The sequence below is a fragment of the Acidobacterium capsulatum ATCC 51196 genome, assembly GCF_000022565.1.
Taxonomy (GTDB): Bacteria; Acidobacteriota; Terriglobia; order Terriglobales; family Acidobacteriaceae; genus Acidobacterium; species Acidobacterium capsulatum.
Genome location: NC_012483.1, coordinates 635,637 through 649,185 on the forward strand (window position 1 = coordinate 635,637; position 13,549 = coordinate 649,185).

Annotated in this window: 7 protein-coding genes, 1 tRNA gene and 1 pseudogene; 5 read left to right on the top strand and 4 right to left on the bottom strand. The window is 60.0% G+C overall.

Annotation, left to right across the window (positions count from 1 at the left end):
- Nucleotides 1–73 precede the first annotated feature (73 nt).
- Entirely contained in the window at nt 74–2,281 is a 2,208-nt protein-coding gene (locus tag ACP_RS02700; RefSeq protein ID WP_015895745.1) for a bifunctional rhamnulose-1-phosphate aldolase/short-chain dehydrogenase, read from the top strand.
- Nucleotides 2,278–3,705, top strand: a complete 1,428-nt coding sequence (locus tag ACP_RS02705) for a rhamnulokinase (protein ID WP_015895746.1) — start codon at nt 2,278–2,280, stop codon at nt 3,703–3,705. The genes ACP_RS02700 and ACP_RS02705 overlap by 4 nt, the downstream gene beginning before the upstream one ends.
- Before the next feature lie 83 nt (nt 3,706–3,788).
- Here the strand turns inward: ACP_RS02705 and ACP_RS02710 are convergent, their stop codons facing one another.
- Complete coding sequence (locus ACP_RS02710; RefSeq protein WP_015895747.1) at nt 3,789–4,652, bottom strand: rhamnogalacturonan acetylesterase; 864 nt, start codon at nt 4,650–4,652, stop codon at nt 3,789–3,791.
- Nucleotides 4,653–4,821: 169 nt separating this feature from the next.
- The gene (locus ACP_RS02715) at nt 4,822–8,535 is read right to left on the bottom strand and encodes a carboxypeptidase-like regulatory domain-containing protein (RefSeq protein WP_015895748.1); all 3,714 of its coding nucleotides are present in this window, start codon (nt 8,533–8,535) and stop codon (nt 4,822–4,824) included.
- A 444-nt stretch (nt 8,536–8,979) separates the two neighbouring features.
- Between ACP_RS02715 and ACP_RS02720 the strand changes: the two genes are divergently transcribed.
- The 3 genes and pseudogenes from ACP_RS02720 to ACP_RS02725 all read left to right on the top strand — a co-directional run bounded on the left by ACP_RS02720 (nt 8,980) and on the right by ACP_RS02725 (nt 11,707).
- Nucleotides 8,980–11,199 carry a hypothetical protein gene (locus tag ACP_RS02720; RefSeq protein WP_015895750.1) on the top strand — a complete coding sequence of 740 codons (2,220 nt, stop codon included), beginning with the start codon at nt 8,980–8,982 and terminating at the stop codon, nt 11,197–11,199.
- 108 nt (nt 11,200–11,307) lie between these two features.
- Nucleotides 11,308–11,496 (top strand): annotated as a pseudogene (locus tag ACP_RS17600) (tyrosine-type recombinase/integrase); the annotation flags it as partial.
- A gap of 1 nt (nt 11,497) precedes the next feature.
- Nucleotides 11,498–11,707, top strand: a complete 210-nt coding sequence (locus ACP_RS02725) for a Ca2+-dependent phosphoinositide-specific phospholipase C (RefSeq protein ID WP_015895752.1) — start codon at nt 11,498–11,500, stop codon at nt 11,705–11,707.
- Between the two features lie 64 nt (nt 11,708–11,771).
- Here ACP_RS02725 and ACP_RS02730 read toward each other — a convergent pair whose 3' ends face one another.
- Entirely contained in the window at nt 11,772–12,977 is a 1,206-nt protein-coding gene (locus ACP_RS02730; protein WP_015895753.1) for a hypothetical protein, read from the bottom strand.
- Between the two features lie 425 nt (nt 12,978–13,402).
- Nucleotides 13,403–13,479 (bottom strand) — tRNA-Asp (locus tag ACP_RS02735).
- Between the last annotated feature and the right edge of the window lie 70 nt (nt 13,480–13,549).

Consider the following 13,549-nt stretch of genomic DNA (forward strand, 5'->3'; position numbering starts at 1 on the left):
ATGTTTCTATAGGAATAATTGCCCTATTGGTCTGCGCTGTGCCATTATGAGGGACGGGACGGATATGACTGCCATGAAAACCGATACAGCTCTGCGCTTTCTGAGAGATCTTTGGGATGAAAACATTGCTGCCGGGCTCGATGCGCCGGAGCTTTTGCGCTATCGCTCGAACCTGCTGGGCGCCGATCTGCGCATTACCAACTTTGGCGGCGGCAACACCAGCTCGAAGATTGTGGAGAACGATCCGCTGACAGGCGCGCCGACCGAAGTACTGTGGGTGAAAGGCAGCGGCGGCGACCTGGGCAGTATCCGGCGCGCGGGGTTTGCCACGCTTTATCTGGATCGCGTGCGCGCACTGGAGTCGCAATACAAAGGCGTCGCGGAAGAAGACGCGATTGTGGATCTTTATCCGCTGTGCACATTTGGCAAGAACCCGGTGGCGGCCTCGATTGACACTCCGCTGCATGGATTTCTTCCCTTCCCGCATGTGGACCACCTGCATCCGGACTGGGGCATTGCACTGGCCGCGGCAGCCAACGGCAAGGCGAAGATGGAGGAGTTCAACACGCAGTTCGGGCACAAGCTGGCGTGGGTGCCGTGGCAGCGGCCTGGCTTTGAGCTGGCAATGATGCTGCGCCGCGCGGTGGAGGAGAATCCGGACTGCGACGGCATTGTGCTCGGCGGGCATGGCTTGTTTACATGGGGCCAGACGCAGCGCGAGTCGTACGTGAACACGATCACGATCATCGACCAGTTGGGCCAGTTTGTGCAGGCGCATGAAGAGCGGCGCAAGTCGCCGGCGTTTGGCGGTGCGGCGACCCAGCCCCGCGAGAATCGCCAGACGCTGGCGCTGCAACTGATGCCATATGTACGCGGACTGGTCTCGCAGAAGAAGCGGCTGATTGGCAGCTTCACCGATCTGCCCGAAGTGCAGCGGTTTGTAAACAGCAAGGATGCCGCGGCACTGGCGCACCTGGGCACGAGCTGCCCGGACCACTTTATCCGGACGAAGATTCGCCCGCTGTTTGTGCCGGTGGACGGCGCGGCTGATGTGGCGGAGCTGAAAGCGGCTCTTATAACCGCGATGGATACCTATCGCAAGGAGTACGCGGAGTACTACCAGAAGCATGCGCTGGCGGATTCACCGGCCATGCGCGATCCGAACCCGACGGTGGTGCTGATTCCGGGCATCGGGATGTTTTCGTTTGGCAAGAACAAGGCGGAGTCGCGCATCACGGGCGAGTTCTATACGAACGCGATTCACGTGATGGAAGGCGCGACGGCGCTGGCCGGGACGGGGAGCGTGACGGAGGTTCCGCAGGCGGGTCCGGCCGCGGCGTGCGAAGCCTTCAAGGTGCATGCCAATTATGTGGCGCTGCCGGTTTCGGAGGCTTTCCGGATTGAGTACTGGGCGCTGGAGGAAGCGAAGATCCGCCGCCAGCCGCCCGAGAAGGAACTGAGCCGTCAGATTGCGCTGATTGTGGGCGGAGCGAGCGGGATAGGCCGGGCGACGGCGCTGCTGGCGGCCGAACGCGGCGCGCACCTTGTGATTGCGGACCGCGACATGGGTGGAGCCGAAGCGACGGCCAAGGAGGCGCGGGCCATTGCAGGGCGTGAAGCGGTGGCAATCTCTTCGATTGACATCCGGAATCGCGGGGCGATTCGCGGAGCGATTGAAGAGACGATTGCACGGTTCGGCGGGCTCGATCTCCTGATCAACACGGCGGCGATTTTTCCGTCGTCGCCTGATGGGGTGATCAGCGATGCGATGTGGGGCACGACGCTGGAGCTGAATGTGACCTCAAACTTTCTGCTGGCCGAGGAAGCGGCGAAGATTTTTGCCGAGCAGCAACTGGAGAGCAGCATAGTGCTGACCAGCTCAGCGAATGCCGTGGTGCCGAAGCGCGGCAGCGAAGCCTATGACGTGAGCAAGGCCGCACTGAGCCACCTGGTGCGCGAACTGGCGGTTTCACTGAGCCCGAAGGTTCGCGTGAATGGAATCAATCCGGCGACGGTGGTGAAGGGCTCGACAATGTTTCCGCGCGACCGCGTGATTGCTTCGCTGACGAAGTACAAGATCGCGTTCGACGCAGCGAGCACGGACGAGGAGCTGCGGACGGAACTCTCGAAGTTCTATGCGCGGCGCACGCTGACGCACCAGCCAATTGAGCCGGAGGACTGCGCGCAAGCGATTCTGTTCCTGGCCGGACCGAAGACGCGCTGCACGAGCGGCCACCTGATTCCGGTAGACGGCGGCCTGCCGGAGGCGTTTCTGCGGTGAGTTCGCGACCTGCACTGGTAGCCATCGATCTAGGTGCGGAGAGCTGCCGGGTCTCCCTGCTGCAATGGCAGGGAGACTCACCGGCGATCCGGATGGTGCATCGTTTTGCGAATGGCCCGATTACGGAAGGCCAGAGTGTTCGGTGGGATCTGGACCGCATCTGCCGGGAACTGGACCACGGACTGCGGCAGTGCGCGGAGCTCGCCTCGGAAGGCATCGCGTCGATCGGCGTGACGGGCTGGGCGGTGGATTATGTGCGGCTCGATCCGCAGGGCCAGCCATTTGCGCAGCCTTACTGCTATCGCGATGCGCGCACGCAGGATGCGATGGCCGAGGTGCATGCACGCATCGGGGCCGAGCGGCTGTACTCGATTGCCGGGGTGCAGATTCAACCGATCAACACGGTGTATCAACTCTATGCCGACAAGCTGAGCGGCATTCCTTCGAGCATGCCGTGGGTGAACCTGCCCGAATATATATTGCACTGGCTGGGCGCGCCTCGGGTGGGCGAGTACACCAACGCTTCGCACACGGCGCTGGTGGATACGACGACGGAGCAATGGTCCAGTGAAGTATTTGCGGCGCTTGGACTGGATCGAGCAGCCGCGCCTGAGATCGTATCGCCGGGCACGGTGCTGGGACCAGTAAAGAATCATCTGCGCGCTCTGCCCGCGTTTGCGCAGACACAACTGATTGCGCCCGCGTGCCACGACACCGCCTCGGCGATTGCCGCCATCGCGACGCAGGACAACACGTGGGCCTACATCAGCTCCGGCACATGGTCACTGGTGGGCACACTGCTGCCCTCTTCACACAAGACACCGGATGCCTGTCACCTGGGATTCACGAATCTTGGAGCGGCGACGGGAGATATCCTGTTTCATCGCGGGATTCCGGGCATGTGGCTGCTGCGGCAATGCATGAATGTATGGGAAGAAACCACGCCCTGCTCTGTAGAGAGCATGATTGAGGAAGCGCAGAAGCTGCCCCAGCCCGGGTATGCGCTGCACCTGGATGATGAAAGCTTTCTGCTGCCCGGCCATATGCCGGAACGCATCAACGCGCAACTAAGAGCCCGCGGAATCGCTCCGCTGCCACCGGGCTGCGACGCCGCGCCCCGGTATGCCAACCTGATCTTTCACAGCCTGGCGGATCGCTACGCCGCGCTGCTGCGCAGCCTGCACACGATGACGGGCAAATCCTTGGACTGCATCTGCGTGGTAGGCGGCGGCAGCCGAAACGAGTTTCTGAACGCACTGACCTCTCAAGCAGCGCGGGTACCGGTGCAGCGCTGCTCGGCCGAGAGTTCAACGCTGGGGAATTTTGCCGTTCAGTGGGCGCGGCTGGAACACGCGAGCCAGCCCATCGATGCTGCGCTGCTAACGCCTTATGCGCGGCAACTGACGGCCGTAGTACCGCAGTAAGCACGTGTCTCATGGCATGAAAGAGCGCCGCGGAGAGAACTCCGCGGCGCATTTTTGTTTGCGCGTATTGGTTGCGGGCGTGCTCAGCGATAGCCGGGCGCTGTGACTGGAATGGATTTTCCTTTGGCACTGAGATAGCGCTGGAAGGGATGGTGCGGCAAGCCTTTGAGTCCGGCGACGACGCAGCGCGCAACCACTCCGGCTCCCTGGCGGTCGGTGTGGGTGTGGTCGAGAGGGAAGAAAGTTGCGACCTTCTGCTGCCCCAGCTTTGCGTAGTCCTCCGAGACGATGCGGCTGATATCGACGAAGAGAACGTGCTGCTGCTCCGCGACCTCATGCGCCCACTGGCGATAGTGGCCGAGACCCTCTTCAGGCTTGCCTTTGGTCCAGATATTGCGCGGCGTGACCGAGAGGATAATGGGGATAGCGCCTTTTGCGCGCGTATCGGTTACATATTTGCGGAGATACCAGCCGAAGGTGTGCACGATTTCAACGCTTCCATCGGGGTGGCGGACGGTCTGCGTCTCGTTGCCTGTGCCGTGGAGAGAGCCGCGATCCTTGCCGGTACCGACACCACCCGGATCATTGTGGCCGAACTGGACGAGCACGAAATCTCCGGGCTTGACCTGCCGGAGGACGTGCGCCCACTTGCCCTCGCGCATGAAGGTGCGGCTGCTGCGTCCGGCAGAAGCGGCATTGACGACGCGAATTTTTGAGGGATCGAAGTAGGCTGCGAAGGGAGTTCCCCAGCCGACGCGCTTTTTTGCACCATACTTTTGTTCGTTGCCGGTGATGTGTGCGGTGGAGTCGCCGACGATGAAGAGTGTAGGAATGGAAGGCTGAGAGGCTTGCGCACGGGCGACTGACACACCGGCGAGTCCCAGAATGAGTGCAGCCACCATCGATGCGTAGAGAGAGGTTCGTGAGAGGAACGGGCGACTAAGCATGGTATCTCCGGGCGTGTGAAAAAAAGGAGCGCCGCCGTGCGCGCTGGCGGCACCCCGGAAGTGGAAGAGCACGATGCAGATCCACAATTGTGCTCTGCATCGGGACTCTTCGCCGTTGTCCCTGTACCTCGAGGCTGGAGAGCACAGGAAAATGAATGGTCAGGCCCGTCTAGAAGTTCAGCCGGCCGGAGAATTGCCAGTCGCGCGAGGTGTTGGTCTGGCGGCTGACGGTTCCAAAATTGCTGCTGGAGACGTTGGTATTGATGCCGCCAAATGTCACCGTGTTGGTTACATTGAAGGCTTCAGCATCAAAAACGAAATTGACATGATTGGTAATGGGAAAGGTGCGGCGGACACCGGCATCGATATCGTATCCGCCGGGGCCGAAGAGGTTGTAGGGCGCGGTTCTGGAGACATCGCCAATGTGGTTGATGCCAGGGGCCTTGTTGAATGCGGCGGCATTGATGAAAGAGATGGAGCCGGCGTTGGAGTGCGTGATGCCGTGTCCCCAGCCGCCGTTGATGCGAGCACTGCCGCTGAAGGCGGGGTTGTAGTCGGGATAGCAGGTGGCTTGCCCCACAGCGGTGCAGTTGCTTGAGGTGATCTCAAGCGGCGTGCCGGAGCCGTAGCTGGCGATCCAGGAGAGAGCCCAGTTCCCCGCAAGCCAGCGGACGGCCCGGCTGCTGTTGCCGATTTTTCCTTGACCGAAGGGCAGATTGTAAGTGCCAAAGAAGTGGAAGATCTGCGGCTGCTCTCCGGCGCCAAGTGAACGGTCAATTCGATCCTGCTTCCAAGCGACGCCGGTGGCGATAGCGCTGGCAGGAATCGCATAGCCGGAGCGGAAGTTGCCGGCGTTATCGATCTCTTTGCTCCAGGTGTAGTTGAGCGTGTAGGTGAGGCCATGCCAGGCGCGCTGTGACAGCGTGAGCTGCAGCGAGTTGTAGTTGGCATTGGAGATGTTGCCCCAGGTATCCGTGATGCCGCCGTACTGCGGGAAGGGCTGGAGCATGGATTCAATGGTGGCGTGGGGTCCGCCAAAGTTGGCATAAGGCAGATGAATGCCGGGGAGGATGGCTTGCGCCTCCTGCAGATAGGTTTTGCCGGTCTTGGGGTCGTTGGCCAGTGCGACCTCGTTGAGCAGGCCGCCGAGGACCAGGTATTTGGGATCGAGTTGATTGGTGTAATAGCCGCGCCCCTTGAGGCTGCTGGTAAGGAAGTGCGATTGACTGGCCGAATAATTGATCGAGAGCGTGAGGGAGTTGGTAATAGCACGCTGGACGCCGATGTTCCAGTTCTCAGAGTATGGCGCCCGGCCTCCGACGATGGGGTCCGCATAGGAGACGCCGCCCGGTGTGGGCGAGTTTCCGTTGGCATCGAGATAGTTGCCGGACTGAACGGTGGGGCTGAAGTCCTGCGAGAGCGTGTAGGCCGGAATCGCGGTGTTGCCGAGATTGGAGTTGAGATAGAAGGCGGGGATGCCGCCCTGCCCTGTCGAGGCAAAGGTCGTGGAAGCTACGTAGCCAACTTGTCCGGTGCCGTTGTTGGCGCCGAGACGGCCGCCGACGCCGCCACCGTGGGAGTAGTTGATGCCGAATCCGCCGCGAACGACCGTTTTGTTGTTGACCGCGTAGGCGAAGCCGAGGCGAGGCGCTGCGTTGCCGTAGTAATAGTGGACAGGCGTTTTGCAATTGCAGCTATCAGGTCCGTTGCCTGCGAACTCAATGATGCCGGGCGAGTCGGTGGCCGGGTTGATGAGGTTGGGGTTCATGAAGGACCAGCGGTTCTGCACTTCGTGATACGGAGGATAGAAGTCCCAGCGGAGGCCGAGGTTGACGGTGAGTTTGGGCGTGAGACGGATGTCATCCTCAGCGTAGGGAGAGAAAGACTTGTAGCGCGCGCCGAGAGTGGAGAAGGGCTGCACGGTGATGCCGGTGGCGTTGACGGCGCCGATCAGGAAGCTGGCGAAGGGCGAGCCGGAATCCGCATTGTCGATTTGCCCGGCCTTGGAGCCGGAGGCGTAGTAACCGGAGGTGGAGACGTTGCTCTCGGACAGATTGAGCGGCTGGCTCTGCGTGTCAAAGTTGGACTCGTTCTCATTGAGCCACTGGAAGTCCGCTCCAAAAGTGAAGTTATTTTTCCCGCGTTGCCACTGCAGGTTGTCCATGAGGGTGTAGGTATTGACATGCTGGGTGTAGCCAGCGTGCGAGTACCACTCGCTGGGCGCGTCGACGCCGCCGCCGAAGGAGACATTGGGAAAGGTATCCGACGCCTGGCCGGCCGGCAGGTTTCCGATGCCGACTCCGGAAGCGGCCTCGTATTTGGAGATCCCGAGCGTCGGATTAGAAGCGGGTCCCCACTGGCGGACATAGCCGTACTTGAGCTGATTGACCATGTGCGGCGTGATGACGTAGCTATCTTCGAGGATGCCAGTGGCCGTGATCTCCTTGACATAAATACCGTTGGAGTAAGGCAGCGGAAGCACGGCGTCCGCGCCGAGATCCAAGCCGATGAAGTCACGCACGCCAGCGTTGGAGATGATGGAGATTTTCTGCCGCGGCGAGACCTGGTAGTCGAGGCGGCCTGTGAACTCCCAGTTGTTGTCGCCTGTAGGGACGTGCGCAAAGTAGTTGCTCGAGAGATTGCTGTTGCTGGGGTCGGGCAGGAACTGCTCCATGTATTTGGAGATATTGGATATCTCATTTGCGGGAATGACGTTGGGCGTCATAACGCCATTCTTCATCCCCTGGAACTGATAGGCGCAGGGCACGCCACCATTGGCGGCGGTGCAGGCGGCGCGGGTGGTGGGGTCATAGATGGGCTGCGGGTAATCACTGAAGTCGCCCTGTCGCTCGGCCAGAGTGGGCACCGTGAGCAGGCCGGGATTCTCAAACTTGGAGAAGTGGAACTTGTCATAGGAGACAAAGAAGAACATCTTGTTATGCCGGATGGGGCCGCCGAGGGAAACATCAAACTCATTCTGATGCTCGGCAGGCTTGGGAGCCAGTACCTTGGCGCCGGTGGGGGTGGTCTCCGTCGCTCCCTTGGCGAAGAAGTTCCAGGAATCGAAGGCGGTATTGCGAATGTAGTCGACGACGGAGCCGTGGAATTTGTTGGTGCCGGACTTGATGACGTAGTTCTGCACGCCAAGACCCTGGAACTCAACCGGCGAACTGCTAGTGATCACCTGAAACTGGTTGACGGCATCGACGGAGACAGCCAGCGACACGGTGCGGTTGTCGCCCTGCTGCGAGATGGTGGTAAGGGGAATGCCGTCCACATACATCTCATCGAGATAGCCATTGTTGGAGCCTTCTCCATTGAAGGTTCCGGAGCGGCCGCCGCCTTGCACGCCAGGCATGAGATACACGAATGCTGTTGGGTCTCGCTGCTGTCCGTTCATGGAGAGCGGCAAGGAGGCGTATTGCTTGTTCTCCATGGTTTCGCCGAGGGTGCCGTCAGTGGTGTCGAGCGCGGGCGGAGCAGCGGAGACTGTGATCTGCTGAGCCTGCGTGCCCACTTTGAGATGCAGATCGAGGCCGGTGGCGCGGGTGGCGTCTACGGTGACATGCTCCTGCAACAGGATGGCGAAGCCTTTGGCGACCACCTTGACGGTGTATTCGCCGGGAGGGAGCGGCGAGATGGCGTAGTCGCCAGTGCGCGTGGCCTGCCGGGTCTGCTGGACGCCGGTGGCCTCATCGATGGCCGTGACGGTGGCCAGTGGTACGACCGCCCCGGTCTGATCGACCACCCGTCCCTGGATGGCTCCCTCACCACCGAGCTGCGCGACCAGAGCGTTAGGGTACAGAAGTGTAAACGAGAAGGCGATGAGCAGACACAGAGTCCATGGCCCGAGCCTTTTTCTTCTTTGGAAACAATTCATCATAAGAGCCTCCTAATGGGCGTGGAGCAAGCTGGCAACTTTCATTCGCGGCTGCAGTGAGCGCGGAAAGCCGCGGCTGGACGCCACAATTCCTGCAGCGCCAAAGAAGTAAAGGCCGGGAGATGCGATTGTCAATAGGTATTTTCTTCCTACTGAGAAAAGAACCCAAAAGAGCGGCGGGAGACGAGGCAGCCGCGACGTGATTTCCGGGGTGAGGAAGGCATGATGGGGACGGAAGAAAGCACAGGAAGCCGCGATACTTGAGGGAGAAAGGACAGAGGTAGCACGGAGGCGAGTGGTTAGACCATCAGGCGGAATGGATGCTAGTATTCTCCAGTGAAATTATTCCATTAGCGGTTTCCATCTGCGTGGGCCGAGTTGAGCCTGCCGCAAATGGAAAGATGCGCCGATGGAAAAGCACGGAGCAGATTGCGGAGGAATCACCAGATGCAGGAACAGGACGGGATGCGGTTGCCGGTGGACCGGCGCACATTTTTGAAAGCTGCTTCGCTGATGACGGCTGCCAGCATGCTGCCGGAGGGATGGAAGAGCCTCGGGGAAACGCGTTCCGGCGAGCAGACGATTGCGATTCCGGCAAAGAGTCACGCGGCCGTACGCACGGCGGCGGGAATGCTGGCCGAGTCTCTTGGGCTGCCGGTCTCGGCGATCAGAACGTATGAGGGTGCGGCGCCGGAGCGGGGCAGCGAGATTGTACTGGCGCTCAAGGAGACGAGCGGAGTTCCAGCGGCGCTCTCGGAACCGATAGAGCGGGATGGTTACGCGGTGCTAAGCAAGGGGAGCACGCGGGTCGTATGCGGGGCGCGGCCGCGTTCGCTGCTGTTTGCGGCGGGCGAGCCTCATCGCTGGCTTGGGCGCGAGGCCGGTGTGTGGGTGCGGAATCCTGACTTTGCGCTGCGCTGTGCGGGATGGCACCCGAAGTACAGCGGGGCGCAACTGGCGGCGATGCTGGGCGCGAATACTTTCTTTGCTCCGCTGCATGCCAGTGTCTCTTTGAAGGACGAGATGCCGGAGGTATTTGCACGGCTGAGCCCGGAAGATCAGCAGCGGCTCGAGGGTGGAGTGGCCGCGGCAATGGAGCGGAATGCGGCGATTGTGAAGGAGTATCACGACGCCGATCTGACCGTATTTGCCGAGTTGCCGTATGGCAATAATTTTGAGCGCTGGTCGCCGGCGTTGTACCGTGCTCTGCTGGAGGTGTATCCCACGGCGAAGGGCGTGCGAGCGCCGCACTCCTGGGAGAAAGCGGCGCTGTGCCCTTCGGATGCAGCGACGTGGAAGGCGTTTGATGCGTATGTACGGGAGTGCGCGCGGCAGGCGCAGGCTGACGGCATGGCGGCTACCTTCTGGGATCAGTATGGGATGTATTGCCAGGACGATCGCTGCCAGAAGGATGGCTTGAATCACTTCAAGAACGAAGTGTATGAGTCGGTTTCGCACTACTATGCGGTGCTGAAGCCGATGGGAATGAAGCTGCATTTGCGCACGTGGTCTTCTGGGTGCCCGCACTGGTTTGGCGACCAGTATGTGCATGCGCCCGGGTATGGGCAGTTCAGCGAGTCGCACTATGAGGTGTGGTCGCGGGTGGCGAAGGAGACGCCCGGCGAGATCATGATGCAGACCAAGGTGTACCACTCGGACTGCGAGCCGAATCCACCGTTTAGCACGATGCTGGGCAAGTGCAGCCCGCATACCGAGATTGTGGAGTATCAGGATGTGGGGCAGACGATTGGCAGGCAGTACTTCCCTGCCTCCGTTGTGAACTATATGCAGTGGACGATGAAGAAGGCGCTCTCGCTGGTAGGACACAATGGCGGCGCGGAGATTGGCGCGGGCGGCACGATGCAGACAAATTATGACGTGTATGCCGATATTCTGAATAGCTGCAAGGCCTATGCGTGGCGCGAGCTGAGCTGGGATGTGAATGCCAGTGTGCCGGACATCTGGGCGCGGTGGTCGCAGCAGATCTATTCGCCGGGCGCGGCGCCGCACATGGCACGGGCAATGCAACTCTCGGAAGACGCGGTGTACAAGACGTTTTCGCCGCTGGGATTCGGTTCTTCGACAAATTCGGATTTTGCGGGAACGATAGAGCGGCGCGAGACGCTGCTACGGTACACCAACCGCAACTATCTACCGGAGTACACGCCCTATCTGGAACCGACGAAGGAGAATATCGACCGCATTGTGGCGGAGAAGAAGCAGGCGCTGGCCGACATTGACGAGATGTTTGCCGCGCTGGAGCAGGCTAAGCCGCATCTGACGGCGGCGCAGCGGCAGGAAATCGAGACGCGCTTCGACTGGCTGCGCGAATTCGCCATCTGCAATGTGACGCTCGACATCAGCCTGTGGCGGTTCCGTTATCTACGGGCGCAGGCGCAGATGCTGACGACCGATCCTGATCAGTTGCGGCCGCTGGCCGAGGCCTGGGACCTGGTGGCGAAGCATGCGCCGAATCTGTTCCGCTACCAGCCGTCGCAAAAGTTTGCCTGCTACGACGTGCCGCTGGGTGAGTTGCAGCGACCGCCTGCGTTGGGCTCGCCGCTGCCACTGATGCGAGAGCTGTATCAGCAGTCGCTTTGGTACATGGAGGGCTCGGTGGGACCGAACTATCTGCCAAAGGAGCTGATTCGCACTATAACGGTCTGATCGTAACCTGCACGATGGCGGAGAGCCTGCGCTGTCCCGCCGGATCATCTTTCAGGTGATGGTGTCCTATTAACGGCGGGAGTTGATCGGCCGGTTGCTCGAGCGAACGGCATTCACAAACGCATCGACTGGCACACCTTCCGACACACCCTCGGCACCTTGCTGAAGGCGAACGGGGAAGATGTGAAGACCGTCCAGGAGCTTATGCAGCACGCCAACAGCAGGATCACGCTGGAGGTGTACATGCAGGCTGTGACCTTGAACAAACTGGCCCACCCTTGCAAAGGCGCGCGATAAGGTGGTCTTTCTGCTTGACCAGAAGAGCGTCGGGCCGGCCTACCTGGCAGGACATCCTTCACTGCGCGGTCGCGTGCTCTTTACCAATGCCACGCCCGGCCAGCCGGACGCCGCATTCATTGAACAGAACAGTGCATCTGCCTCGCAAATCAATGCCCTGTCAAAAAGGGATATAGGTGCGCGGCCTCGGCCACTTCAAGACACTTGCTGATCTGACTTTCGTTCGGCGCCCGTTCCCATTCGCAAGTGGATGGCCTCAGAACGAATCTGAGGCATCAGCGAGCAGAGTGACCCCTGATTCCTCCCGAACTATTCACTTTTAGTATCAAGCCCCAGCCATAGTGGCTACGCCCCTGGGGGAACTCATTCGTGAGAGCCACATCAATTTGATTCGCGCCTTTTTTTAGCGGCAACACAAACGCCCCGTTCTCCAGAGAGAGCCGGCCATCCGGGACCTTTCTCGCGTCAGGCGGATAGTAGTAATTTTTGCCGGCAAACACAAGCTTTCCGTTCGAAAACACCCATACTGCCCGCAACCAACCGATGGAAGCCTGTTCGTCCTGATCGCGGTTGGCCGCGATTGTCGTCTTGAGCCAAACGATGGACGCGCCCGGCACCGGCACGGGAGAACCGTAACGGCGGCTCACGTTGATTGCGCCGCCGCGTTCGGGCTTGATCCTCGCCCACAAGTCCGATGAAGACGGCATCTCCGCCAGTGTGACTTCATGGTTCGCGGGCAGAGTAGAAGGGGATGAGATTAGCCAATCTCGAATAAATCCCGGAGCCTTCGCGGACGGATCGGGAGCCGGATGCGGTGAAAGGTGGCGGACGGCATTCGGGGTTATGACCAGATTGGCGTACATAGCTTGCCCCTCAAACGAAATGCTTCCTGTTTGTGTGTCGCCTTCCAATTCGCTCACCTTCAGGGAAGGTGAAAGCTCATTGTTGATGTAGACGTCCATGCTACGCCCGGAAATGACCAGCTTAATATGGTTCCATCCCGTCTCCCGCACAGGCGCCGATGCCTGATATTCAGGGTAAAAATCCCAAAGCATCACACCGTCGGTGACCGGAGCGTACTGAACACAATCATCAGAAGGAGGACAATTGGGCCCTGGACGCAGATAGAGTTTCTCGGCCGAAGCCGCGTTCCGTCGGTGAAATTCAATGCCTGGAATTCCGCTTGCGTTCGGGTCAATTTCTGTATCAAAGCTAATTGTCCCGTTCCGGAAAGCCACCCCCTTCAGGACCGCGCTGCCACTCCTCACATCAAGAATCCCCTGAGGAAATCCCTCATGCGCAAGGAAAGCAACATCACCCTCCGCATGCCAATGCGCCGAAGTCATAGGGATCTTTGTAGCGCCGTAAGCCCAGCATGTCTGGAACACCACGAGGAGCGGCAGGATGCCCAGAATGAAGCTACCGACTCTGGCGAAAGCAAGTGCTACAGCACGGCGCCGATTTTCAACTGATGTACGCATTTAATTTCTCCCCCGCCTGGCCTACTTTGCCGAACCCTGCGATTGCATAGCTCATAATGTTTTCCAATTTGATGTTAGAGCTAAAGCTTGAGAAGCGACAGCGCAGGTGTCAGACCTGCGCCATACCTCTGTCGACGGCGAGAACCTACGCGCGGCAGGCGTTGACCTTAAAACAGCGCAGGAGCCCCTCATCACACGAACTCACGGATCACGCTCGATGTGTGCACACGAGCCATCTCCGCGACGAGGCGCGAGACCAACAATCGGTTGATGACGACGGTTCTTGAGGCCGGTAAGAAGAAACTCCCAGCACCCGCGACGGGCGCGAAGGGGGGAAACGAGAAAAGGTGCGGATCGCTCCAGCACCCTCAAAGGTGGATCCCTATTTTCCACTTGCCATAAAGCCTTTAGTTTCTGAGGCTTTATGGCGGGGACGACGGGGCTCGAACCCGCGACCTCTGCCGTGACAGGGCAGCATTCTAACCAACTGAACTACGTCCCCAATTGCTACTTTTTCAATATAGCAGAGGACGGTCTGTTGTGCAGGCTCGGGGAGTGGAAATCTCGATCTC